The following is a 24,147-nucleotide window of genomic DNA, read 5'->3' as shown; positions in this document are numbered from 1 at the left end:
CCTGAAAAATCAAAACAAAAGTCCCGAACGGGATGTCAGAGGAGACTTCAAATGGCGACTATCGGTTTTATCGGTCTTGGCAATATGGGCGGCCCGATGGCGGCAAACCTTGTCAAGGCAGGGCACGACGTCAAGGTATTCGATCTGTCTGCGGATGCGGTGGCCAAGGCAGTTGATGGCGGTGCGGGCAAGGCCGCAACAGTGGCCGAAGCAGCAAGCAATGTTGAATTTGTTGTAACCGTGCTTCCGGCCGGAAAACATGTTCTTTCGGTATATGACGGCCCGGACGGTGTGATTGCCAATGCCAAGGCAGGTACAGTTCTGATTGACAGTTCCACGATCGAGGTCGATGCCGCGCGCAAGGCATCTGAGCTTGCACGTGCGGCGGGACTTGGCGCGGTGGATGCGCCGATTTCTGGCGGAACCGCCGGGGCCGCGGCCGGGACCCTGACCTTCATGGTTGGTGGTTCGGATGCGGATTTCGCCCGCGCAAAGCCGATCCTCGAAGGAATGGGCAGCAACATCATCCATGCTGGTGACAGTGGTGCCGGGCAGGCGGCAAAGATTTGCAACAACATGGTGCTGGGTGTCAGCATGATTGCTGTTTCCGAGGCCTTCATGCTGGCCAAGCGTCTTGGCCTTGATGCCCAGAAGCTTTTTGATATCTCGTCAAAGGCATCTGGGCAGTGCTGGTCGCTGACCAGCTATTGTCCGGTTCCGGGGCCGGTGCCGACATCGCCGGCAAACCGCGATTATCAAGCAGGATTTGCGGTTGATATGATGCTTAAGGACCTGAAACTGGCCCAGCAGGCTTCGGCGGCATCGGGGGCAACAACGCCGATGGGGGCGCTGGCTGAAAGCCTTTATGCGCTTTATTCCAATAGCGGCCATGGGGGCATGGATTTCTCGGCCATTGTAAAAATGCTGGACGGGGAAAAGTGATCTCGTTCTCAGATTCTGTATCAAAGCGGGTCCGGATTTCCGGGCCCGTTTTTGTTATCTATTGCGTTGTCCGAGAATGGGCGCACAATAGGGGGCGGTTACATTCCCAAGGATCATCAGCATTACAATGACCACGCGACACAATACGTCAAATGAGATTTACTTTGAACTTCGTCAGGTGGGAACCTATCTGCGTTGTACGGCGATTGATGGCAAAACCGGGGTGGAGGTAACCGTTGCGGGACCTGTGAGTCGGAATCCTGAACAGTTGAAAAGGGTCGCCGCACAAAAACTTGAATACGTCCTGAAAAAGGGATAATGTATACAATATAAAGAGCGGGTGGCTTATCGGATCAGTGTTTTATTCCAATATCAATTCCTGATTTGGTGATTTTCACTAAAATCTCAAAGCCGCTTGCAGCCTTTGAACACATGTGTCTAAGGTTCACGCTCTAATCGCGCTTTCGGAAGTAAGAACCACAAACAGAATGGTCGGCTCCGAAGGCTAAAACCGGGTCATACCCGATAACAATAAGACGGAGGCTTCGCGGGTTTGCAAGGGGGCAATGGGGAGACTATGTCTCATCCAATCAATACATATATATGTGGCTTGATGCCTTCTGCCGAGCTGGCGAGGACCTTGTTTGTCTGTGCCAAATCTAAGGTTGTGCAATGGATTGGGCTTATTTCCTACAACAATTGATCAACGGTCTGACGCTGGGAGCCATTTATGGTTTGATCGCCATCGGTTACACGATGGTGTACGGCATCATCGGCATGATCAACTTTGCGCACGGCGAGATTTATATGCTCGGTGCGTTTCATTCCCTGATTACCTTCCTGATCTGTCAGGCGGCAGGGATCAGCGGTATTCTTCCGCTCACACTTCTTTTGATGCTGTTCGTTTCAATGGTTCTGACCTCGATTTACGGTTGGGGCGTGGAACGTGTAGCATATCGGCCCTTGCGCGGATCCTTCCGACTGGCAGCCCTGATTTCTGCCATCGGTATGTCGATCTTCCTGCAGAACTTTGTTCAGATTTCGCAGGGCGCACGCGTTAAGCCGATGCAGCCGCTTGTTGAGGGCGGCATCACCCTTATGGAAAGCGCGAATTTCGACGTCCAGCTCAGCTACATGCAGATCGTGATCATCGTTCTGACCTTTGTGCTGATGGTTGTCTTCTCGCTGCTGATCGCGAAAACCTCGCTTGGCCGTGCACAGCGCGCTTGTGAACAGGACCGCACCATGGCGGGCCTTCTGGGCGTGAATGTGGACCGCACCATTTCGACCACCTTTGTCATGGGGGCCGCACTGGCATCTGTCGCCGGGATGATGGTGACCCTGTATTACGGTGTGATCGACTTCTATATCGGCTTCCTGGCCGGTGTGAAAGCTTTCACCGCTGCCGTTCTTGGCGGTATTGGGTCGCTGCCGGGCGCCATGCTTGGTGGGTTGCTGATTGGTCTGATCGAAGCATTCTGGTCGGGATATCTCACGATTGAATACAAGGACGTTGCAACGTTCGGCATTCTGGTTCTCGTGCTGATCTTCCGCCCGTGGGGTCTGCTTGGCAAGCCGGAGGTTGAGAAAGTCTGATGTCATCTGCATTTGCATCAACTCGTACCAACGGCTCGGAAGTTGTTAAGGAACTCGCGTTCTTTGCAGTTGTCGCGCTGCTGATGTCGGTCATGATCCTTGGTGTTGAAACGGTTGACCGTCCGACCGGTCTGGAACTGGCCGTTCGCTGGGATCTTGTTCTGATTGCCATCGGATCAACCGTGGTCGGGCGTTTTGCCCTTATCATGCGCCGCGAAGGCATGTCCCGAATTGTCCAGGCATTGCTGATTACGGTGACTGCGGTTGCCGTGTTCGAAATGTTTGTCCGTTTTCGTGACATGGATGATCGCTGGGCATCGCCGGTGGTTCTGGATATGGCATTTGGCAGTGTGCTTAGCACCGTTGTCGCCATCGCCTTTGTCGCCATCGTTTTTGCCATCGCCTATTTCTCGATGAAGGAAAAAGGCGCGGTTGAAGTCGATGAAAGCGCAAAGCTGTCGTCCAAGATCCAGCTGGTTTATCGCTCAAACACCAAAAAGATCGGTCTGGTGGGGATTATCTTCTTCATCATCTTCCCGTTCCTGTTCGGGGAAAACCGTTCCGCGATCGATCTTGCGACCCTCGTGATGATTTACATCATGCTGGGGTGGGGGCTTAATATCGTGGTTGGCCTGGCTGGTCTTCTTGATCTTGGTTATGTGGCATTTTATGCAGTCGGGGCCTATTCCTATGCATTGCTGTCACAGAACTTCGATCTGAGCTTCTGGCTCTGCCTGCCGCTTGCCGGGATCTTTGCAGCCAGCTTTGGCATCATTCTCGGCTTCCCGGTTCTGCGTTTGCGTGGTGACTATCTGGCCATCGTGACGCTGGGCTTTGGTGAAATCATCCGTGTTGTTCTGATCAACTGGTATGATCTGACCGGCGGCCCGGATGGCATTTCTTCGATCGAACGTCCGAGCTTCTTTGGTCTTGCCGATTTCTCCCGCCGTGTGCCTGAGGGCTCCGTTGCCTTTAGCGACCTGTTCGGGATGGACTATTCGTCCATGCATCGCCTGATCTTCCTGTACTACCTGATCCTTGCACTGGCACTTGTGACCAACTTTGTCACCATGCGCCTGCGCAAACTGCCGATCGGTCGTGCATGGGAAGCGCTGCGTGAAGACGAAATCGCGTGCCGTTCGCTTGGCATCAACCCGACCAACACCAAGCTTTCAGCTTTTGCGATTGGTGCGATGTTCGGTGGATTTGCCGGGGCCTTCTTTGCCACCCGTCAGGGCTTTATCAGCCCGGAAAGCTTCACCTTCCTTGAATCTGCCGTGATTCTTGCGATCGTGGTTCTGGGCGGCATGGGCAGTCAGATCGGTGTGGTTTTGGCCGCCATCGTGATGATCGGTTTCCCGGAAATGTTCCGTGAACTTGCCGAATACCGCATGCTGATCTTTGGTGCCGGTATTGTTGCCATCATGTTGTGGCGTCCGCGCGGTCTGTTGTCCTTCCGTGACCCGACCATTCTGCTCAATATGAGCCAGAAAGAAAAAGTTGCCGGAGAGTTGAAATGACCGACAACAAACTGCTCGAAGTCGAACACCTGACCATGCGCTTTGGCGGTCTGGTCGCGATTGATGACCTGTCTTTCACGGCTAATAAAAGTGAAATCACAGCAATCATCGGCCCGAACGGTGCTGGCAAAACCACGGTGTTTAACTGCCTGACCGGGTTCTATGTCCCGACCGAGGGGCGTTTGACCCTGCATGCCAATGATGGCCCCCGTTTGCTGGAACGGACCGAAGGGTTCCGTATTCCGCGCAATAACGGTGTTGCACGTACATTCCAGAACATTCGCCTGTTTACCGGGATGACGGTTCTGGAAAACCTGATCGTTGCGCAGCATAACCGACTGATGGAAGCATCTGCATTTTCCATTGCCGGGCTGTTCAACCTTGGCCGCTATGCAAAGGCGGAAAAGGAAGCGATCGAAAAGGCGAAGTTCTGGCTGAACAAGGTTGGTCTGTATGATCAGGCTGACTGGAATGCCGGTAACCTGCCATATGGTTCCCAGCGTCGTCTGGAAATCGCACGTGCAATGTGTACTGATCCGTCACTTCTTTGTCTGGATGAGCCGGCAGCGGGCCTTAACCCGCGTGAGTCGGCAGAACTGAATATCCTGTTGCAAAGCATCCGTGATGATCAGGGCGTTGGTTGCCTTCTGATCGAACATGACATGAGCGTCGTGATGCAGATTTCCGACCATGTGATCGTTCTCGATTACGGACGAAAGATTGCCGATGGCAATCCCGATGCCGTCAAGAATGATCCGGCCGTTATCCGCGCCTATCTTGGCGAAGAAGAGGATGACGAGCTTCCGCCGGAAGTTGCCGCCGACCTTAATGTTGATCCGAATGCGCACTGAGGGAGTTCATCGATATGTCCATGCTTAAAATCGAAGGTGTTCATACCTTCTATGGCAATATCGAAGCCCTCAAGGGCATTGATATGGAAGTCAACGAAGGTGAAATCGTTACCCTTATCGGCGCCAATGGTGCCGGTAAGACCACGTTGCTGATGACTTGCTGCGGATCGCCGCAGGCAAGCAAAGGCCGGATTTTGTTCGAAGGTCAGGATATCAGTCGCATGCCGATGCATGAGATCTGCAATCTTGGCATTCAGCAATCGCCGGAAGGTCGTCGCATCTTCCCGCGGATGTCGGTTTATGAAAACCTTCAGATGGGGGCAATTACCCAGGACCCGAAACATTTCGATTCGGATCTTGAAATGGTGTTTGATCTGTTCCCGCGCCTGAAGGAACGCATCAGCCAGCGTGCAGGGACCATGTCCGGTGGCGAGCAGCAGATGCTTGCGATCGGCCGTGCCCTTATGGGACGTCCTCGTCTTTTGCTGCTGGATGAGCCGTCACTTGGTCTGGCACCGCTTGTGGTGAAGCAGATTTTCGAGACCGTTGAAAAGATTAACCGCGAAAACAAGGTAACTGTCTTCCTTGTCGAGCAGAACGCATTCCATGCGCTCAAGCTCGCTCATCGCGGTTATGTGATGGTCAATGGCAATATTACGCTCTCGGGGACGGGTGCGGAACTTCTGGCAAACCCGGAAGTTCGTGCAGCCTATCTCGAAGGCGGCCACTAAGGAGGTCTGATATGGAAACCATTACGGGGACCAGCATTGGTGTCACCATTGGCATGACCATCATTCTGATGGGGTTCTGTGCCTTTATGACCGGGCAGGCCATCGCCAATACCTGGCGGCCGTCATACCAGCTTTTGCCGTATGCGCTGTTGCTCGGTCTTGTTGATCGTTTCATGGTCTATGCGCTGTTCGAAGGCGAACTTCTTTCGCTTTCAGGCTATATTTTTGACACGGTAATCTTGTTTGCAATCATGCTGGGGGCCTTCCGGCTGACCCAGGTGAACAAGATGCTGTCTCAATATCCGTGGCTTTATGAACGCGTTGGTCCGTTTGCATATCGTGCCCGCGAAGGGGCCGATGTGCGCTGATTTTTGTGGTGGCGTTTCGCGCCACCACACCATTGCTAAATAATTGGCAATACACCAGTTTGTACTATTGCACACCAATTCAGGGGTGTTAAAGTACTAGGGAGCTGAAACCGGTAATCGGCGAAGAATATGAGCCGGTTTCGGGTCCGAAAAGATGGTTCTGTCATGGTGATGGAACCAACCTTTGGAACAGGGAGACTTCTCTAATGTCGAAAACCAAGCTCGGCCTTCTTGCCACTGCTTCCGCGCTTGTTCTTTCAATGGGTGCTGCCAAGGCTGACATCGTGATCGCGACCGTTGGTCCGATGACCGGTCCTTATGCGGCGTTCGGCGAACAGATGACCAAGGGCGCAGAGAAAGCGGTTGCTGACCTCAACGCTGCTGGCGGTGTGAATGGCGAAAAAGTCGTTCTCGAGATCGGCGATGACGCTTGCGATCCGAAACAGGCAGTTGCAGTTGCCAACCAGCTCGTCAGCAAAAACGTTGCTCTCGTCGCTGGTCACTTCTGCTCGGGTTCCTCGATCCCGGCATCGGAAGTGTATTTCGAAGAAGGCATCGTTCAGATTTCCCCGGCTTCGACCAACCCGCAGCTGACCGAGCGTGACATGGACAACGTGTTCCGTGTTTGCGGTCGTGATGACCAGCAGGGTGAAGTCGCAGGTAAATACCTGGCGGAAAACTATGGCGACAAGAAAATCGCCATCGTTCACGACAAACAGGCTTATTCCAAAGGTCTGGCTGACGAGACCAAGAAAAACCTGAATGCTGCCGGCGTTACCGAAGCCATGTACGAAGCAATCACCCCGGCCGAGAAAGATTACTCGGCACTGGTGACCAAGCTGAAATCAGAAGGCATCGACGTTCTGTATTATGGTGGTTACCACACCGAGCTTGGCCTGATCGTTCGTCAGATGCGCGCTCAGGGTATGGATACCCTTGCCATTTCGGGTGATGCTCTGAACTCGCTCGAATACTGGTCGATCACTGGCGACGCTGGTAAAGGCACGCTGTTCACCGCTGGTCCGGCTCTTGAAAAAGATCCGCGCAACGCTGAACTCGTCAAATACTTCGAAGGTCAGGGTTACAAGCCGGAAGGTTACACCCTTTACACCTATGGTGCGATCCAGGCTTGGGCACAGGCAGTTGCCAAAGCCGGCACCACTGATTCCGAAGCTGTTATCGAAGCTCTGCACAGCGGTGCAACCTTCGACACCGTTCTTGGTTCGATCTCGTTCGACGCCAAGGGTGATGTTGCGGCTCCGGGTTACGTATTCTACGAGTGGGACAACGGTTCCTACGACTACGCAAACTAATCAAATCATCCGATTTGGAAAAAGCCCGGCACATGCCGGGCTTTTTTTATGACCGGCATAAGAAAACGCCGTTCGTTTTCGGGAACGGCGTTTTCTTGTTAGCAAGACTGCCGGTATTTCTGGACAATCTGAAAGGTTACTTCGCCTTGCGACCAAGACCGATCTTTTTGGCAAACTGCGAACGCTGTTTGGCGTAGTTCGGTGCGACCATCGGGTAGTCGGCCGGCAGGCCCCATTTCGCACGGTATTCTTCCGGCGTCAGGTTGTAGGTCGTGCGCAGGTGGCGTTTGAGCATCTTGAGCTTTTTGCCGTCTTCAAGGCAGATGATGTAGTCATCGCCAATCGATTTACGCACAGGAACAGCGGGTTTGAGCGGTTCTTGTTCAGGTTCTTTTTCAACTTCACGAATGTCGTCAAGCGAAGAAAAGACAGTAGAAATCAGTTCAGGAATCTGCGCAGCAGCAAGTGCATTGTTGCTGACATATGCAGAAACAATATCAACGGTCATCTGCAAGAGTTCGTCGCGGTCAAGCACGCTGTTCTCAGTTTCGGCCATGATTGAAGTAACCCTTCATTTGAAAATTCACATTAAAACTAATGCACTATTTCAAACAGATAGTCAAACAACAGAAAATAACAAGGGTCATTTATCTGATGTTATCATCAGACAAGTATATAGGGGTGCGTATAAGGTTATCGTAATTAGTACTTTTACGCGCATAGTTATGCAGTGAGGGCAGATATTTTGACCAATTGGTTAATATTGTCTTCGTGATTAAATCTCTAATTCTTTGCCGGGACAGTAAAGGGACGCTACTTTGTGGTGTTTCTGGATTTCGCTTAATACTATTGCGTGTCAAATCCCGGGGCCGGGCAGGTGACAATATATATGCGTCCATCAATGCGCATATCTGGGTTTCGCAAAACTTGCCATTCTGGCCGAGCTCTGCGTTGGCAGGGACACCGCTATATGCTACAAGGCGCTCAATTTTACTCTTTGACTTTTGAATAAAGGCGCGCAGATGACCGTCAAAACCCTTGCCATTGCGTCCGACCATGGCGGCGTTGAACTGAAATCAGCCATTATCGAGCTTCTGAAAGACCGTGGCGTCGAGGTTTCCGATCTTGGTACCAATGGGTCTGCATCGGTGGATTATCCGGACTTTGCACAGGCCGTTGCCAAATCGATCATTGACGGTTCAGCCGAGGCCGGCATTCTGGTTTGCGGTTCGGGTATTGGCATGAGCATCGCGGCCAACCGGTTCCCGCAGGTCCGTGCTGCCCTTGTTCATGACCGTCTTTCGGCCGAACTTTGCCGCCAGCATAATAACGCAAATGTTCTGTGCCTTGGCGCACGCCTGCTTGGCGAAGCGACGGCACTTGATTGTGTTGATGCATTCATTTCGACCGAATTCGAAGGCGGTCGTCATGAAGGCCGTATTGCAAAGATGTCCTGAGCAAACATATTTCACCGCCATCTGGCATTAACCAGACCGGGCAGGGTGCGTTTGATTGTTGCCCGTCCTGTGACCTTGCCCTGTAACCTTGCATCGAAAGAGGCCCCAGCATGTCGTTCAAAGGCTTTTTCTCTACCAGCTTGTCCGACGCCGATCCGGCATTGTTCAAATCCGTCACCGACGAACTTGCCCGTCAGCAGAACCAGATCGAAATGATCGCTTCGGAAAACATCGTTTCCAAAGCCGTTATCGAAGCACAGGGTACTGTCCTGACCAACAAATACGCCGAAGGTTACCCGTCGCGTCGTTATTATGGCGGTTGCGAATATGTTGACGTTGCCGAGGCCCTGGCGATCGAACGCGCCAAGGAAATCTTTGGCTGTGAATATGTCAACGTTCAGCCGCATTCCGGTGCACAGGCAAACGGTGCGGTCATGCTGGCACTTTGCAAGCCGGGCGATACCATTCTGGGCATGTCGCTGGATGCCGGTGGTCACCTGACGCATGGTGCGCGTCCGGCACTGTCGGGCAAATGGTTCAATGCGATCCAGTATGGCGTGCGTGAAGACGACCTGACCCTTGATTACGATCAGGTTGAAGCATTGGCCCTTGAACACAAGCCGACCCTGATCATTGCAGGTGGTTCTGCCATTCCGCGCCAGATCGATTTCAAACGGTTCCGTGAAATCGCAGATAAGGTTGGCGCGCTTCTGATGGTTGATATGGCGCACTTTGCCGGTCTGGTTGCCGGTGGCGTTCATCCGAGCCCGCTTCCCTATGCTGACGTCGTCACCACCACCACGCACAAAACCCTTCGTGGTCCGCGTGGCGGCATGATCCTGTCGAACAATCTCGACATTGGTAAAAAGATCAATTCTGCGGTCTTCCCGGGCTTGCAGGGTGGTCCGCTGATGCATGTGATTGCAGCCAAGGCGGTTGCCTTTGGCGAAGCACTGCGTCCGGAATTCAAGGCATACGCCCAGCAGGTCGTCGACAATGCCAAGGCACTGGCCGAAGTTCTGGTCAAGCGCGGCTTTGACATCGTGACCGGTGGCACCGATACCCATCTGATGCTGGTTGACCTGCGTCCCAAGGGGCTTAAGGGCAACACCGCAGAAGTCGCACTTGAGCGTGCGGGCATCACCTGCAACAAGAACGGCATTCCGTTCGATACCGAAAAGCCGACCGTTACCTCGGGTATTCGTCTTGGCACGCCGGCTGGTACGACCCGTGGCTTTGGTGTTGAAGAATTCAAACAGATCGGTGAGCTGATCGGTGACGTTCTTGATGCCATGGTTGACAACCCGGAAGGCAATTCCGAGGTCGAAGCCGCTGTTCGTGCGAAGGTCGAAGACCTTTGCAAACGCTTCCCGATCTATTCCTGATCGCAAGAGCCGAGTATAGATAATGCGTTGCCCGTTTTGCGGACATACTGATACCCAGGTCAAGGATTCCCGCCCGACAGAAGAGCATCACGCCATTCGTCGTCGTCGGTTCTGCCCGGCTTGCGGATCGCGCTTCACAACGTTTGAGCGTGTGCAGTTGCGTGAATTGATGGTGGTCAAAACGGACGGGCAACGCGAATTGTTCGACCGCGACAAACTGGCGCGGTCGATCTTTCTTGCCTGCCGCAAGCGTCCGATTGAAGACGAGCGCGTCGAGAAGGCCTTGAATGGTATTCAGCGACGCCTTGAAAGCAGCGGAGAAAGTGACATTTCAACCGATACCATTGGTGAAATGGTGATGGAGGCGTTGAATGCCCTCGATCAGGTTGCCTATGTACGTTACGCTTCGGTCTACAAGAATTTCCGCGAAGCACGCGACTTCGAACAATTCGTGGAAAAGATGAATGACGGGGAAGAAGAGGCGGACGCAGAGTAATGGCACCCCCCGCGTTTAGCGAAGACGACCGGCATTTCATGCGGGTCGCATTGAGCCTGTCAAAACGCGGTTTGGGAAATGTCTGGCCGAACCCGTCCGTCGGTTGCGTCCTTGTTTCAGCAGACGGCGTGATTGTCGGCCGTGGCCATACCAAGCCCGGTGGTCGACCCCATGCAGAACGCGTTGCCCTGGATATGGCCGGTGATCTGGCCCGCGGGGCGACGGCCTATGTCACGCTTGAACCCTGTAGCCATTTCGGAAAATCTCCCCCCTGTGCGGCCGGCCTGATTGAAGCCGGTGTTACCCGTGTCGTCAGTGCACTGACCGATCCGGATGATCGTGTTTCGGGGCGGGGGCATGCGATGCTGCGCGACGCGGGTATTTTCGTGGATGTCGGTCTGTTTTGCGACCAAGCCAGAAAAATCAATGAAGGTTTCCTGTCGCGGGTGGAGCGCAAAAGGCCATTTGTGACCTTGAAGCTTGCCGCCACCATGGATGCACGATCGGCCACCCGGTCCGGTGAAAGTCAATGGATCACCGGCGACGCGGCACGCGAACACGGACACCTGTTACGGGCCAATCACGATGCCATTCTGGTTGGGGCGAAAACGGTTATTGCAGATGACCCGACGCTGACCTGTCGGTTGCCGGGGCGCGCCCATCAATCACCGGTACGGGTTATTCTGGACCGCTGGGGCGAGGTCCCCGAAACAGGGAAACTGATCCGGACGGCATCCGAGGTTGCCACCTGGGTCGTGACATCCGGCGCAAAATTTGCCGAACTATCGGAAAAGTTTGAAAAAACTTCGGTAAAAGTGATCGAAGCCGGATGCGATGGCGATCATTTGGACCTACATGACGTCATGCAAAAGCTTGGCGATGCCGGACTGACCCGGGTGCTTGTCGAAAGTGGCGGGGCCTTGGCCGCAGGGCTGATCAATGCGCACTGCGTTGATCGTATTGTGCATTTCGTTGCACCAGCCCTGTTGGGGGATGATGGCAAGGCAATGATCGCCGAACTTGGTGTTGAACGGCTTGTTGATATGCCGCGCTTTACCCGTACATCTGTTTGTGTTCTGGGTGAAGATATCGCGGTAACTTACGATTATAAAACGGGATAATTGCATGTTTACTGGCATCATTACCGATATCGCGACGGTGCGCGCAATCAAGAAAACCGGTGATACCCGGTTTGAATTCACGACATCTTTTGATACGTCGAAGATTGTGCTTGGGGCGTCGATCGCATGTAACGGTGCGTGCATGACCGTGATTGAAACCGGTGATGACTGGTTCGCGATCGAGGCATCGGCCGAAAGCCTTGACCGCACTACGTTGGGGGACCTGATGGTCGGAGCAAAGGTGAACCTTGAACAGGCGACCCGTGTTGGTGATGAACTTGGCGGTCATATCGTCTCGGGGCATGTGGACGGTGTCGCAACCCTGACCAAACGCATTCCGGAAGGCGATTCTTTGCGTCTGACCTTTGAGGTGCCCGAAGAATTTTCAAAATATATCGCGTCCAAGGGCTCTGTGACCCTTGAAGGTGTTTCTTTGACCGTCAATGAGGTTGACGGAAACACATTTGGTATCAATCTGATACCACATACGCAAACGCATACGACCCTAGGTTCGAAACAGCCGGGTGACCGGATCAATTTCGAAATCGATATGCTTGCACGCTATGTTGCGCGCATGCTGGGTAAGGATTGATCATACATGTCGCATCAATATCTTTCGCCAATTGAAGAAGTCATTGAAGAAGCCCGCAATGGCCGGATGTTCATTCTGGTCGATGACGAAGATCGTGAAAATGAAGGCGATCTTGTCATTCCGGCACAAATGGCAACACCCGATGCCATCAATTTCATGGCGACCCATGGGCGCGGTCTGATTTGTCTGACCTTGGAATCTGAACGGTGTGACGAGCTTGGCCTGACCATGATGAGTGCCCATAACGGTACCCGCCATGAAACCGCATTTACCGTCTCGATCGAAGCAAAGACCGGGGTTACCACCGGCATTTCGGCACCCGATCGTGCGCGGACGGTTGCAGTTGCCATCGATCCGAATGCCGGGCGCCATGATATCGTGACGCCGGGGCATGTATTCCCGCTGCGTGCGCGTCCGGGCGGTGTTCTGGTTCGCGCTGGCCATACCGAGGCATCGGTTGATATCGCGCGTCTTGCCGGGTTGAACCCGTCTGGTGTGATTTGCGAAATCATGAGCGAAAATGGCGAAATGGCACGTTTGCCGGAACTGGTGGAATTCGCCAAGAAGCATGGTCTTAAAATCGCGCAGATTGCCGATCTGATCCGCTATCGCCGCAAACATGAAAAAGTTGTTCAGCGCAAGGCGACCACCAAAATCCAAAGTGTGAATGGCGGCGAATTTGACATGCATCTTTATGTCAACAACGTCACCTATGCGGAACATATCGCGCTGGTCAAGGGCGACATCAGCGATCCGGCCCCCGTTTTGACCCGTGTGCATGCACTAAATGTTCTTGAAGATGTTCTTGGCGATACCCAGACCGGGCATCATGGGCAACTGGCCGCTGCCATGCGCCAGATTGGCGAGGAGGGGCGCGGTGTTGTTGTTCTGATCCGTGAACCGCGGCCAAACACGCTGTCATCATCGATTGCCAAACTGATCGAGCTTAATGGCGGTGATGGCGAATCCCTGCGTCAGGAACTTGCCGAGGCAACCGGTGATGCGGATTTGCGTGATTATGGTGTTGGTGCGCAAATCTTGCATGATCTGGGCATTCGCGACATGATTCTGCTTTCAAATACCAAACGCCACATTGTAGGACTTGACGGCTTCGGCCTAAATCTGGTTGATCAGCGTCCGCTTGTCGTCTCGGAGGAATAAAACCATGACCAATGCCCCCCACATTCTGATTGTGGATGCGCCATATTACACGCATATCGTTGAAGACCTTGTCAAAGGGGCTGCTGCGACTCTGGAAGCCGGTGGTGCTACGTGGGACCGTATTTCGGTGTCTGGTGCGTTCGAGGTGCCGATTGCGATCCGCTATGCCGTCCAGTCGATGGAAGAATTGGCAACCGGGCCGCGCTATGACGGGTATCTTGCTCTTGGTTGCGTTATCCGCGGCGAGACGACACACTATGATCACATCTGCGAAGAAGCCAACCGTGCACTGATGCAGCTTTGCCTTGATTACAATCTTGCAATTGGCAACGGTATTCTGACCGTTGAAAATGAGGCACAGGCGCTGGCACGGGCCAAGGCGGACGAAAAGAACAAGGGCGGCGAAGCTGCCAATGCTGTTCTGCGCCAGATCGAAGTTCAAAACCATTTTGGAATACATCACAAGTAATGACCGATAAACCAAAGGCATCAGCCGCCCAGCGGCGCAGCGCAGCGCGTTTCGCCGCAATTCAGGCGCTTTATCAGGCCGAATTGTCCCAACTTTCGGCCATCGACATCGTGCGCGAATATTCCGACTTCCGCCTTGATGGTGACGGCGGACGCGACCTTGATGTCAGCAATGAAGACCTGATCGATCCGGATCGCGGTTTCTTTGCCGATCTCGTGCAGGGTGTGGCTGCGCGGATGATCGATATTGACGCGCTGATTGACGGTGCGCTTGAAAAAGGCTGGACCACCAAGCGCCTTGAAACCGTCCTGCGCAGCATTCTGCGTGCGGGCACCTATGAGCTGATGGCGCGTGAGGACGTTCCGATGCGGGTGGTGATCACCGAATATGTCGATGCGGCACATTCGTTCTTTGACGAAAACGAACCCAAGCTCGTGAATGCTGTGCTTGACCGTATTGGCAAGAACCTGCGCCCAGGTGAAGCCGGGCAGAATTGATATGGCTGCGCGATCTGGCGAATTTGATCTGATCGCGCGGCACTTTGCGCCTATTGCGCAACGGGACCCGGCCGCATTGTCGCTTTTGGACGATGCGGCCGTTTTTTCGCCGCCAGCCGGGCACGAAGTCGTTGTGACGACTGACGCACTGGTGGCCGATGTCCATTTCCGAACCATCGATACCCCGGAAACGATCGCGCAAAAGGTATTGCGTGTGAACCTGTCTGACCTTGCCGCGATGGGGGCGCGACCCGGCGGGGTTGTTTTGACCACCGGATATAATCGCGACCTTTCCGAAGACTGGATTTCGCGGTTTGCCAAAAGTTTTGGCCAGGATTGCGCGTCTTATGACGTGTCGTTGCTTGGCGGTGATACCGTTGGCACACCCGGCCCGACATTTTTCAGTTTAACCGCATTTGGCTATGTTCCAACGGGCCGGGCGCTTCGCCGCGATCAGGCGCGCCTGGGCGATGTGATCGCCGTGTCCGGAACACTTGGCGATGCCGCACTGGGATTGTCGATCTTAAGCGGTGATTTGACGGGCGTTGGCCTAGCTATGGAAGATTTCCTTAAGGACCGTTACTGGGTGCCTCGGCCGCGACTGGATGTGGCAAAGGCCTGTCTGGGCCTTGAAACCCGTATTGCCGCCATGGACCTGTCTGACGGGCTTGCCGGTGATTGCCGCAAGATTTGCGGCCCGTCAAAGGTCGGTATGGTCTTTGAGCTGAAAGATATTCCGCTTTCGGATGCGGCACGCGCTGTTGTGGCATCCGATCCGTCACGCTGGAACCAAATTCTCGGGGGCGGTGACGACTATGAATTGCTGATTACCGGGGCGGCAAATGACATCGCGGCCCTGGGGGATCAGGTCACGGTGATCGGGTCGGTGACCGATCAGGTCGGCGAGGTTCTTGTGCGGGGGCTGGATGGCAAAATGGCCGAACTCGCACCGGGCGGGTTCGACCATTTCAAATAAGGTGGCAACGATGAAACGTTGCTGATCAGCTTTTACTTGTTTTCGCTGAACCGGCCAAGGTTGCCAAACAGCTGCTGAAGGATCGTTATTTCACGACCGGCAGTTGGTGTTACCCGATCGGTCGGGATGACAGGCTTGCCGTCTTCAAGGTCATACTGGCTCAGGATTTCGACACGGTTGGCGGCGTCAAAGCTGATCAGGATCACTTTCTGTTCGACGGTTTCCGGCTCGAAAAAGGCAACTGTTTCGGTGGTTCTGGAAATATAAAGCCAGACATTTTCGTCAAAGGCGGCAATCGTGGACGGAGAGCCAAGAATATCGGTGACATCACCCTTGGTCGATTCTCCCACCGAGATCTGTTCAAGCAGTTCTGGGTCCGGTGCGTTGCCGCGTGTGGCGATCCGCGGGCTGCATGCCGAGACATAGACAACAGCCAATCCTGCCAGCATGATCAGGGGAAAGCGGGTAATTTTGTTATGCATGAAGCTCACCAGAGCGACCCTCTTGTTGAAACCTAACCGGAATTGCCTTGAGTTTCTGCGCTAGGCGCATGATATTGCCGGGCAATGATCGGGGCAGAGATGACCCGAAAAAGATTTACGGCATTCTGCGTGCCATGACAGGAATGTCAACGAAGGAGTGTTACTGTTGTTTGGATGGCTTAAGAAAAAAGACCGCAAGCAAACTGCTGCCTTTGAACTTTACACCGCAATGGTAACCCAGGCACGCCAGCCGGACTTTTATGCAAAGCTGGGCGTTCCCGACACGATGGAGGGACGGTTTGACCTGATTCTGGTCCATGCATTTGTTCTGTTTCGTCGTTTGAAAGCCGACGAAGGGGACAAGGATCTGGCACAGAACATCTTTGATGTGATGTTTGCCGATCTTGATCAGAACATGCGCGAGATGGGCATTGGCGATGTCGGAATCCTCAAAAGGATCCGCAAGATGTCAGAATCCTATCATGGTCGGATCGTTGCCTATGAGGAAGGAGTTCAATCCGGCGCGGCTGAACTCGCCGCCGCATTGAACCGCAACCTTTATGCGGACACAGAGGTGTCCGATGAACAGCTTATGGCGATGGTCGGCTATGTGCATGATGCACTGGCGTCCCTTGCCAAACAGCCTATTTTAGATTTGCAGCGCGGTGTTGTGCATTTTCCCGATGCGCCCAAACTTGCCGTGACTGCCCCGTAATAGAAAGAAAGACCTGATGCCTGATACCTTCGCACCCGAATTTTCGCGTATCGTCAAAACGGACGAACAGGTAAGCGCGAAAGAAAAGCTGGCGATCGAAGCCAATGAAAAGGAACGCGCCGCACTGGCCAAGCGTTTCGAGCTTGTGTCCATTGACAGCCTGAAGGCGGAATTGACGATCAGTACCGCGTCGAATGGCGAAGTCACTGTGCGCGGACCGATGACGGCCGAAATCGTACAGAATTGCGTTGCGACGCTCGAACCGGTTCCTGAACTGGTCGAAGACACCATTGAAGTTCTGTTTTCACCGCATGTATCCGAAGACGACTTGCCGTCTGATCCGGATGATCTGGAAGACCTGTCAGAAGAAGAACTAATGGCGTTGCTTGATCAGCCGGAACCGTTGGTCGATGGCAAAATCGATTTGGGCGAGGTCGTGGCACAGTTTCTGGCCGTTGCCATGAACCCGTATCCGCGCAAGGAAGGTGCGGAACTGCCAGCAGCGGTCAAAACCGAAGAAGAAGCTGACGAAGAAAAACGTCCGAACCCGTTTGCACAGCTTGCCGGTCTTAAAGACAAGCTTGAAAAGAAAAATTGACGGCTGCAAACGGCCAAAAGCCTGAGAATTAGGGTGCTTGAATATGCCGGTATTTACCGGCATTTCACTTTTGGCCGGCACTATGGCGGTGCGCAAAGAGGGGATGGTCTGTATAACTGGCTCGGCTTTACCTTGTATCTGGTCGAGAATTCCGGTAATTACGGGCGTTCCGGCCACCAGTTGACCGTGCTTAGCCATATGGCTGACCTGCCGGATATCCGGTTCAGAAATTTTAGAACAACCATAAGAGAATACGTTGCCTGAACAGGTTTGCATATCACTTGACGCGATGGGAGGAGACCACGCGCCAGAGATGGTCATAGCAGGTGCTGAAATCGCACTTAAACGGCTGCCCCATCTCAAGTTTCTGATGTTTGGTGATGAAGCACGGCTCAAGCCGATGCTTGCGAAATATCCTGCATTGGAAGCCGTAAGCGAGGTTCGCCACGCATCGCAGGAAGTCTCGATGGAAGAGAAGCCTTCTGTCGCCCTGCGCCAGCGCCGTGATTCCAGTATGCGTCTTGCCATCAACGCCGTGAAAGAAGGGGACGCGCAAGGTGTCGTGTCTGCCGGAAACACCGGTGCCCTGATGGCCATGGCCAAGTTTGTGCTGAAAACCGTCCGCGGCATCGACCGCCCGGCAATCGCGACATACATGCCGACCCAGCGTGGCGAGACCGTCATGCTGGATCTGGGTGCCAATATTGAATGCGACGAAAACAACCTCGTGCAATTTGCACTGATGGGCGAAGTGTTTACCCGCATTTTGTTCGGCCTTGAAAAACCGTCGGTCGGTTTGCTCAATGTCGGGATCGAAGAACTTAAGGGTAACGAGTCTGTCAAAAAGGCTGCCGCGATCCTGCGCGATATCGATCTGCCAATCCGTTTCGAAGGCTTTGTCGAAGGCGATGACCTTGCCAAGGGCACGGTTGATGTGATTGTCACCGATGGCTTTACCGGTAACGTGGCGCTTAAAACCGCCGAAGGTACCGCCCGTCTTCTGGTACATTTCCTGCGTGAAACATTCAAAAGCTCCTTCTTTGCGAAGGTCGGCTATTTGTTGGCCCGCCGCTCATTGCAGCGTTTCCGCGACCGTATGGATCCGCGACGTTATAACGGCGCGATGCTGCTTGGGCTTAACGGTATTGCTGTGAAAAGTCATGGCGGCACCGATGCACTCGGCTTTTCCAATGCCATTGGCGTTTGTCATGACCTTATCGTCAACAAACTCAATGACAGCATCAAAGATGAACTTGCAGCTTTTGAACAGGCGATGACCGGACTGGAAAACGTCGAGCAGGAAGTCGCAGTTCCGGCTGGTCAAGCCGACTGATAAACTCACCAACACATCAAGATAACTGGCGGTCCCCAAATCATGACAGTTCGTTCTCGCATTATTGGTTGCGGCTCATACCTTCCTGCAAATGTTGTAACCAATGATGATCTGGCAAAGCGCGTCGATACGTCTGATGAATGGATTGTGGCGCGTACCGGCATTCGTCAGCGCCACATTGCAGCCGACGGCGAAACCACCAGCGATCTTGCCTATGAAGCTGCCGTCAAGGCGATGGATCATGCCGGTGTAACCGCCGAAGACATCGACCTGATCATTGTCGCGACGGCGACCCCGGACAACACATTTCCGGCAACCGCGACCAAGGTTCAGAACCGTCTTGGCGTTACGGGCTTTGCCTTTGACGTGCAGGCAGTATGTTCGGGCTTTGTCTATGGTTTGACGACGGCGGATATGTATATCCGCAACGGACAGGCCAAAACCGCGCTTGTCATCGGTGCAGAAACCTTTTCGCGCATCCTTGACTGGGAAGACCGCCGGACCTGTGTGTTGTTCGGTGATGGTGCCGGTGCTGTCGTTGTCCAGGCTGTCGAAGGGGCGGGGACCATCAATGACCAGGGGATCCTTGCCAGCCGTCTGCATTCCGATGGCAGCAAATACGAATTGCTGTATGTCGATGGCGGTCCGTCTGCGACGCAGACCGTCGGGCATCTGCGCATGGAAGGCAAGGAAGTCTTCCGTCATGCGGTGACCAATCTTGCCGGTGTTATTCGCGAAGTTCTTGCTGATACCGGAATTGATGCATCTGAAATTGACTGGCTGGTTCCCCATCAGGCCAACCGTCGTATTCTTGACAGTACGGCCAAAAAATTCGGTATTTCGCCTGACAAGGTTGTTGTCACCGTTGACCGGCATGCCAATACATCGGCGGCATCGATCCCGCTAGCGCTGTCCGAGGCTGTCCATGACGGTCGCATCCAACGCGGCGACATCGTGATCCTTGAAGCAATGGGCGGCGGATTTACCTGGGGTGCTTCGCTGGTCCGCTGGTAAAACCCCGCGATCGGATTGCAGCTTTGGGGCGGAAAAACACGGCATTTCCGCAAAAATCACAACATTCCGCCGCAAAGCAGTGTATCCTGTTGATATTGACTGATTTCGCCACCAGATATAGCCTTGTGTATAAAGTCCCGTAATAAGGAGGCGGCCTGATATGTCGGAAACAACGATTACCCGTGCGGATCTCGCAGAAGCCGTTTACCAAGAAGTAGGTCTGTCGCGGAACGAGTCCGCCCAGCTACTCGAAACCGTTCTTGATGAAATTTCGACGGCGCTGATCAAAGACGAAGTAGTGAAGATTTCCTCGTTCGGGAGCTTCTCTGTTCGTCAGAAAGGACAGCGTATCGGTCGGAACCCGAAAACGGGCGAAGAAGTACCGATCCTTCCGCGGAAGGTGCTTGTTTTCCGGCCGTCACAGGTTCTGAAAGCCAGAATTAACGCTTAAGAAAAAGAACTCATGAAAACGAACTTGGGGGCTGCGGCGGGATCAACCCGCCGTTCAGCAAAGTCTGACTCTGCTTTTCGCACAATTAGCGAGGCCGCGAAGGAGCTTGGTCTTCAACAGCACGTGCTGAGATTCTGGGAATCCAAGTTTCCACAGATCCAGCCGATGAAACGTGCTGGTGGGCGTCGTTATTACCGTCCGGAAGATATCGACTTTCTGGCAAATATCCGCTCGCTGCTTCATGATCAGGGTTTCACCATCAAAGGTGTCCAGAAGCTTCTTGATCAGAACAAAGGTAAGTTGCCGTCTGAAATTACGGTCAGTGCTTCCGAAGCCGAACAGCAAAGCACATCCGCCCATGTTGCTCGCGGTGTGGCGTCTGGTACTGCTGACGCATCGATTGATAAATCGGCACTGCAAAGCGTTCTGGGTGAATTGCAAGAGCTGCAAGGCATCCTTCGGGCGAGCCTGCAGGAAGTCAAAAAAAATCCGTAAAAATCATTTGCGTCTTTGGCGTGGCGCCGCTATTTATCGAGCCGCGCCACAGAGCGCATCTATACGGTCGGAGCGTGGCGCAGCCTGGTAGCGCACCTGCATGGGGTGCAGGGGGTCGGAGGTTCGAATCCTCTCGCTCCGACCAATATCTTCCCAACAGAAATTTGATCACAAATGGTCGCTTGATCCGGTTATGGCATCAGACGGGCAAGTGTTTCTATTTTGCCGTTTTCCGTCGGCCTGATCAGAATGATTTCACCTGATCGGGGATATATTCCGGTCAGGGCCGTGATGTTGACCTGATGTGTTACCAACAGTGTTTTGGTGCCCGGCGGCAGTTCCGACAACAAATCGGTTATTTGGCGGGTTTGCACGCTTTCTGTGCTGCGATCGCGGAAGAATGAATTCAGTGATGGCTTCTTGCTGACCGGGCCCAGGTCCAGCAATGTCGCCGTATCGACACATCGGCACCATTCACTGCTTAGCACCAAATCAATCCTGATCCCCATTTCCCTGATTTTACGGCCGGTTTCGCGGGCCTGATCGCGACCGGTTTGATCAAGGTTTCGTTGTGTGCTGCAATCGCCAATGTGGAAATCGACCGGATCACCGGTTCCCGGGGCGACCGCATGGCGCATCAGGGCGTGCACACCATCCCGCTTCCAGATTTGCCACGGGTCGGCGTCATCAGCCTCATTTGCCTGTAACGGGCTGGGCAGGGCGCAACATATCAGGATGGTCAGGAAAACCGGCAGAGTTCTGAGCAAGGTCATGACGAACATGCATGTTGTGAACGGGGTATATATTGATACCCCGTGCCAGGATGATCGGATCAGTATGCTTTGGTGATGGGATGCAAATGACCGTGGTCGGTTTAATTGTCGCTGATGGCGCTTGCGACCCGGCGTCCTTCATCGGTCAGTTTGCAAATCAGCCAATCGGGTTTGACAGGGTTGTCAAACCATGGGGCCGCCCAGCCATGTTCAATGCAGCTGCGGACAGTTTTTTCGCTGATTTGTTTGCCGTTGCCATCAAATAGCGGCAATTTACCACCAGGTTGGCTTAAGCCACGGCGAAGCCATTCAAGTTGTAAGTCGGTGGGTTTCGAATGTTTTTTCCCCGTCATCGGTACTCCCCGCACCGTTATGATATGATTGGTGTCATAAACATCGTCTGTTATCCAGTGTGACGGATTATCAACCATGGAGCAATCGCAATGACAGAAGCCGGATTTCAGGACAGTGAAATGTCGTTTCTTTATGTCACTGTACCGGACATGGAAATCGCACGCGTCATCGCCGGGGGTGCGATCCGTGAAAAGCTTGCTGCTTGTGCGAATGTTTTGCCCCAGATGACGGCGATTTATGAATGGAATGGCGATGTTGAAGAAGAAAGCGAACTGGTCGTGCTTCTGAAAACATCACGAAACAAGGCCCAGTTTCTGGCCAAATGGGTTGAAGAACATCATCCCTATGAGGTGCCCTGCATTCTTGAAATTCCATTGGGGCGTGGCAATCACGACTACGTTTCATGGCTACAGGGACAATTGGGAGCCGGATCACGGTTGATGTGATTGCATCGATTGTCTTGGCCCCCTAGGATGGCACAAATTCAATTCATGAAGTGAAGTGCTTTTAATGAACCAGCTTACCAAAATGGCCCTGGAAATGGGGCCGTTGATCCTTTTCTTCGGGGTCAATGCGACGACCAATCTGATGACGGCAACGGCCGTATTTGTGGCAGCAACGGTTGTTGCGCTGATTACGTCCTATGTGATTGCCCGAACCATTCCGGTTATGCCGTTGATCGGCGGGGTTTTTGTGATCGTCTTTGGCGGATTGACGCTGTATCTCGATGACGATCTGTTCATCAAGATCAAGCCGACAATTGTGAACCTGTTGTTCGCGGCCATCCTGTTTGGTGGTTTGATGGCGCGGAAGCTGTTTTTGAAACTGGTTCTTGAAAGTGCGTTCAAGGCAACCGACGAAGGGTGGCGCATTCTTACCTGGCGCTGGGCGTTCTTTTTTGTGTTTCTTGCCGTGGTGAATGAATTCGTCTGGCGCAATTTTTCGACCGATACCTGGGTGGCCTTCAAGGTCTGGGGAATTATGCCGATCACCATGGTCTTTGGCATGGCGCAGGTACCGGTTCTGATGAAACATCAATTGCCGGAAGAAGAAGGCGGTTCCGCGGCCTCGTAAAAACGTCGGCCAACTGATGTTCAAATACAAAGGGCAGGATCATAATCCTGCCCTTTGCTGTATCTATCAGATTTATCTCAGGTGAATGATCAGCCGATCGGCAGGGCAATGCTTGCCGCGGCCTGGGCGGCAATGCCTTCTTCGCGTCCGGGAAAGCCAAGGCGTTCGGTCGTGGTGGCTTTGACATTGACGCGATTGACATCGATTTCGAGAATTTCGGCCACCTTTTCGCGCATGGCTTTGGTGTGGGGGCCGATCTTGGGACGTTCACAAATCAGCGTAAGATCGACATTCACGATGCGGCCACCGCGCTTGCGGACAAGATCGGCTGCATGTTTGAGGAAAATATCAGATGCGGCACCTTTCCATTGCATGTCGCTGGGCGGAAAGTGCTGGCCGATATCACCGGCCCCTATGGCCCCGAGAATGGCATCGGTCAGGGTGTGCAAGCCAACATCCGCGTCGGAATGGCCGTCAAGACGTGCGGTATGCGGCACTTTGACACCGCACAGGATGCAATGGTCACCGGGGGCAAAACGGTGAACGTCAAAGCCGGTACCGGCACGGTATTCTTCCTGCTGCATAGATGCATTATCCTTGTTGGTGCTGTCGATCCAGTCGTGGGCGCGGTCAAAATCATCGCGTTTTGTGATCTTGTCATTTGCCGATGTGCCTTCGACGCACATCACGTCAAGTCCAAGTTCCTCAAGCAGTGCTGCATCATCTGTGAATTCCTGGCCTTCGAATTGTTCATGCGCGGCCAGAATGGTTTCAAAGACAAAGCCTTGTGGCGTTTGTGCACGTTGCAATGTGTCGCGCGGGATGGTTTTCGTGATCACGCCATCGCGGGATGTCTGTTTGATGGTATCGGCGACCGGCAAAGTGGGAATGGCGCCGGCATGGGTTTCCAGCGCCTTGATCACGCGGGTAATCACGTCATCGGAAATACCCGGTCGTGCCGCATCATGGATCAGAACAATATCGGGCTTTCGTGCTGACAGCGCGCGCAGGCCATTCAGGACCGATTGCTGGCGCGTCACGCCGCCGCCAATCGGTGCGGGCAGGGTGGTGATATCAGCCCCGAGTGCTGCAATCGCGCCATCATACCAGTTCTGATGTGCGGGGTTATACACCACTTGCACAAGTTCAGGGGATGTATGGCGGGCAAAACATTCGATACAATGGCCAAGCAGTGTTTTGCCGCCAAGCGTGTGATATTGTTTTGGTATTGGGTCGCCAAATCTGTTACCGCTGCCAGCTGCAACGATGACAACCCCGATTTTTTTGGTCATAAACGTGATGCCATGGCTTGTCTGAATTGCGCCGCAGGCTATCTTTCTGCGAAGCCTTTGCCAAGTCGCCATTTGGTTTTTCAAGTCTTAT

General features: G+C 53.6%; 31 protein-coding genes and 1 tRNA gene. 27 read left to right on the top strand and 5 right to left on the bottom strand.

The features are described 5' to 3' along the window. Positions 1-51: 51 nt before the first annotated feature. The 8 genes from mmsB to CU041_RS07150 all read left to right on the top strand — a co-directional run bounded on the left by mmsB (position 52) and on the right by CU041_RS07150 (position 7,321). Positions 52-942, top strand: a complete 891-nt coding sequence (gene mmsB, locus CU041_RS07185) for a 3-hydroxyisobutyrate dehydrogenase (protein ID WP_068519010.1) — start codon at positions 52-54, stop codon at positions 940-942. 127 nt (positions 943-1,069) lie between these two features. Continuing rightward, entirely contained in the window at positions 1,070-1,261 is a 192-nt protein-coding gene (locus tag CU041_RS21065) for a DUF6898 family protein (protein WP_101246281.1), read from the top strand. A gap of 353 nt (positions 1,262-1,614) precedes the next feature. Next, positions 1,615-2,538, top strand: a complete 924-nt coding sequence (locus tag CU041_RS07175; RefSeq protein ID WP_068519011.1) for an ABC transporter permease subunit — start codon at positions 1,615-1,617, stop codon at positions 2,536-2,538. Continuing rightward, positions 2,538-4,058, top strand: a complete 1,521-nt coding sequence (livM, locus tag CU041_RS07170; protein WP_170310166.1) for a high-affinity branched-chain amino acid ABC transporter permease LivM — start codon at positions 2,538-2,540, stop codon at positions 4,056-4,058. Before CU041_RS07175 ends, livM begins: the two co-directional genes overlap by 1 nt. After that, complete coding sequence (locus tag CU041_RS07165) at positions 4,055-4,909, top strand: ABC transporter ATP-binding protein (RefSeq protein ID WP_068519013.1); 855 nt, start codon at positions 4,055-4,057, stop codon at positions 4,907-4,909. Before livM ends, CU041_RS07165 begins: the two co-directional genes overlap by 4 nt. A gap of 20 nt (positions 4,910-4,929) precedes the next feature. Then, positions 4,930-5,640, top strand: a complete 711-nt coding sequence (locus CU041_RS07160) for an ABC transporter ATP-binding protein (RefSeq protein ID WP_068519204.1) — start codon at positions 4,930-4,932, stop codon at positions 5,638-5,640. Positions 5,641-5,651: 11 nt separating this feature from the next. After that, positions 5,652-6,008, top strand: a complete 357-nt coding sequence (locus CU041_RS07155; RefSeq protein ID WP_101246280.1) for a DUF6867 family protein — start codon at positions 5,652-5,654, stop codon at positions 6,006-6,008. A 206-nt stretch (positions 6,009-6,214) separates the two neighbouring features. Next, positions 6,215-7,321 (top strand): branched-chain amino acid ABC transporter substrate-binding protein, encoded by a 1,107-nt coding sequence (locus CU041_RS07150; RefSeq protein WP_068519015.1) that lies wholly within the window; start codon positions 6,215-6,217, stop codon positions 7,319-7,321. A gap of 136 nt (positions 7,322-7,457) precedes the next feature. Here CU041_RS07150 and CU041_RS07145 read toward each other — a convergent pair whose 3' ends face one another. After that, a complete protein-coding gene (locus CU041_RS07145; RefSeq protein WP_068519016.1) occupies positions 7,458-7,877 on the bottom strand; it encodes a MucR family transcriptional regulator in 420 nt (139 codons plus the stop codon). Between the two features lie 466 nt (positions 7,878-8,343). Here CU041_RS07145 and rpiB point away from each other — a divergent pair, with 466 nt between their 5' ends. The 9 genes from rpiB to thiL all read left to right on the top strand — a co-directional run bounded on the left by rpiB (position 8,344) and on the right by thiL (position 15,475). After that, a complete protein-coding gene (gene rpiB / locus CU041_RS07135; protein WP_101246278.1) occupies positions 8,344-8,778 on the top strand; it encodes a ribose 5-phosphate isomerase B in 435 nt (144 codons plus the stop codon). Positions 8,779-8,888: 110 nt separating this feature from the next. Further along, positions 8,889-10,163 (top strand): serine hydroxymethyltransferase, encoded by a 1,275-nt coding sequence (glyA, locus tag CU041_RS07130; protein ID WP_101246277.1) that lies wholly within the window; start codon positions 8,889-8,891, stop codon positions 10,161-10,163. Positions 10,164-10,185: 22 nt separating this feature from the next. Further along, the gene (nrdR, locus tag CU041_RS07125; protein WP_068519019.1) at positions 10,186-10,659 is read left to right on the top strand and encodes a transcriptional regulator NrdR; all 474 of its coding nucleotides are present in this window, start codon (positions 10,186-10,188) and stop codon (positions 10,657-10,659) included. Further along, a complete protein-coding gene (ribD, locus tag CU041_RS07120; protein ID WP_101246276.1) occupies positions 10,659-11,780 on the top strand; it encodes a bifunctional diaminohydroxyphosphoribosylaminopyrimidine deaminase/5-amino-6-(5-phosphoribosylamino)uracil reductase RibD in 1,122 nt (373 codons plus the stop codon). The genes nrdR and ribD overlap by 1 nt, the downstream gene beginning before the upstream one ends. Positions 11,781-11,784: 4 nt before the next feature. Beyond that, a complete protein-coding gene (locus CU041_RS07115; RefSeq protein ID WP_101246275.1) occupies positions 11,785-12,372 on the top strand; it encodes a riboflavin synthase in 588 nt (195 codons plus the stop codon). Between the two features lie 6 nt (positions 12,373-12,378). Then, positions 12,379-13,533 carry a 3,4-dihydroxy-2-butanone-4-phosphate synthase gene (gene ribB / locus CU041_RS07110; RefSeq protein WP_068519022.1) on the top strand — a complete coding sequence of 385 codons (1,155 nt, stop codon included), beginning with the start codon at positions 12,379-12,381 and terminating at the stop codon, positions 13,531-13,533. 4 nt (positions 13,534-13,537) lie between these two features. After that, complete coding sequence (ribH, locus tag CU041_RS07105; RefSeq protein ID WP_068519023.1) at positions 13,538-14,002, top strand: 6,7-dimethyl-8-ribityllumazine synthase; 465 nt, start codon at positions 13,538-13,540, stop codon at positions 14,000-14,002. Then, positions 14,002-14,499 (top strand): transcription antitermination factor NusB, encoded by a 498-nt coding sequence (nusB, locus tag CU041_RS07100; protein WP_068519024.1) that lies wholly within the window; start codon positions 14,002-14,004, stop codon positions 14,497-14,499. The genes ribH and nusB overlap by 1 nt, the downstream gene beginning before the upstream one ends. 1 nt (position 14,500) lies before the next feature. After that, positions 14,501-15,475 (top strand): thiamine-phosphate kinase, encoded by a 975-nt coding sequence (gene thiL, locus CU041_RS07095; protein ID WP_101246274.1) that lies wholly within the window; start codon positions 14,501-14,503, stop codon positions 15,473-15,475. Between the two features lie 32 nt (positions 15,476-15,507). Here the strand turns inward: thiL and CU041_RS07090 are convergent, their stop codons facing one another. Continuing rightward, positions 15,508-15,957: an outer membrane protein assembly factor BamE gene (locus CU041_RS07090; RefSeq protein ID WP_068519026.1), complete on the bottom strand. Its 450-nt coding sequence runs from the start codon at positions 15,955-15,957 to the stop codon at positions 15,508-15,510. A 166-nt stretch (positions 15,958-16,123) separates the two neighbouring features. On the opposite strand from CU041_RS07090, the gene CU041_RS07085 reads away from it, so the two are divergent. The 8 genes from CU041_RS07085 (at position 16,124) to CU041_RS07055 (ending at position 20,708) form a co-directional block, all read left to right on the top strand. After that, entirely contained in the window at positions 16,124-16,672 is a 549-nt protein-coding gene (locus CU041_RS07085) for a ubiquinol-cytochrome C chaperone family protein (RefSeq protein ID WP_101246460.1), read from the top strand. 16 nt (positions 16,673-16,688) lie between these two features. Then, on the top strand, positions 16,689-17,270 hold the full coding sequence (locus CU041_RS07080) for a YceD family protein (protein ID WP_068519028.1): 582 nt from the start codon (positions 16,689-16,691) through the stop codon (positions 17,268-17,270). A 33-nt stretch (positions 17,271-17,303) separates the two neighbouring features. Then, positions 17,304-17,534: a hypothetical protein gene (locus tag CU041_RS20585; RefSeq protein ID WP_147250622.1), complete on the top strand. Its 231-nt coding sequence runs from the start codon at positions 17,304-17,306 to the stop codon at positions 17,532-17,534. Beyond that, entirely contained in the window at positions 17,527-18,603 is a 1,077-nt protein-coding gene (gene plsX / locus CU041_RS07075; RefSeq protein ID WP_212733775.1) for a phosphate acyltransferase PlsX, read from the top strand. The genes CU041_RS20585 and plsX overlap by 8 nt, the downstream gene beginning before the upstream one ends. 42 nt (positions 18,604-18,645) lie before the next feature. Further along, positions 18,646-19,617, top strand: a complete 972-nt coding sequence (locus tag CU041_RS07070) for a beta-ketoacyl-ACP synthase III (RefSeq protein ID WP_101246272.1) — start codon at positions 18,646-18,648, stop codon at positions 19,615-19,617. A gap of 160 nt (positions 19,618-19,777) precedes the next feature. After that, positions 19,778-20,068: an integration host factor subunit alpha gene (locus CU041_RS07065; protein WP_033069712.1), complete on the top strand. Its 291-nt coding sequence runs from the start codon at positions 19,778-19,780 to the stop codon at positions 20,066-20,068. Positions 20,069-20,080: 12 nt separating this feature from the next. After that, positions 20,081-20,563 (top strand): MerR family transcriptional regulator, encoded by a 483-nt coding sequence (locus CU041_RS07060; protein ID WP_101246271.1) that lies wholly within the window; start codon positions 20,081-20,083, stop codon positions 20,561-20,563. 68 nt (positions 20,564-20,631) lie between these two features. After that, a tRNA-Pro gene (locus tag CU041_RS07055) sits at positions 20,632-20,708 on the top strand. 46 nt (positions 20,709-20,754) lie between these two features. On the opposite strand, the gene CU041_RS07050 is transcribed toward CU041_RS07055, so the two are convergent. After that, the gene (locus CU041_RS07050) at positions 20,755-21,336 is read right to left on the bottom strand and encodes a histidine phosphatase family protein (RefSeq protein WP_233433031.1); all 582 of its coding nucleotides are present in this window, start codon (positions 21,334-21,336) and stop codon (positions 20,755-20,757) included. A gap of 101 nt (positions 21,337-21,437) precedes the next feature. After that, complete coding sequence (locus CU041_RS07045) at positions 21,438-21,767, bottom strand: hypothetical protein (RefSeq protein ID WP_324788885.1); 330 nt, start codon at positions 21,765-21,767, stop codon at positions 21,438-21,440. A gap of 12 nt (positions 21,768-21,779) precedes the next feature. On the opposite strand from CU041_RS07045, the gene cutA reads away from it, so the two are divergent. Next, a complete protein-coding gene (cutA, locus tag CU041_RS07040) occupies positions 21,780-22,136 on the top strand; it encodes a divalent-cation tolerance protein CutA (RefSeq protein WP_101246269.1) in 357 nt (118 codons plus the stop codon). Between the two features lie 64 nt (positions 22,137-22,200). Beyond that, complete coding sequence (locus tag CU041_RS07035; protein ID WP_068519033.1) at positions 22,201-22,764, top strand: septation protein A; 564 nt, start codon at positions 22,201-22,203, stop codon at positions 22,762-22,764. Positions 22,765-22,853: 89 nt separating this feature from the next. Here CU041_RS07035 and CU041_RS07030 read toward each other — a convergent pair whose 3' ends face one another. Continuing rightward, positions 22,854-24,056 carry a bifunctional 2-C-methyl-D-erythritol 4-phosphate cytidylyltransferase/2-C-methyl-D-erythritol 2,4-cyclodiphosphate synthase gene (locus CU041_RS07030; RefSeq protein WP_101246268.1) on the bottom strand — a complete coding sequence of 401 codons (1,203 nt, stop codon included), beginning with the start codon at positions 24,054-24,056 and terminating at the stop codon, positions 22,854-22,856. Positions 24,057-24,147: the final 91 nt, after the last annotated feature.

It is taken from the genome of Thalassospira povalilytica (assembly GCF_002844235.1).
GTDB classification, from domain to species: domain Bacteria; phylum Pseudomonadota; class Alphaproteobacteria; order Rhodospirillales; family Thalassospiraceae; genus Thalassospira; species Thalassospira povalilytica.
This window is presented reverse-complemented; position numbering and strand designations above follow the sequence as displayed.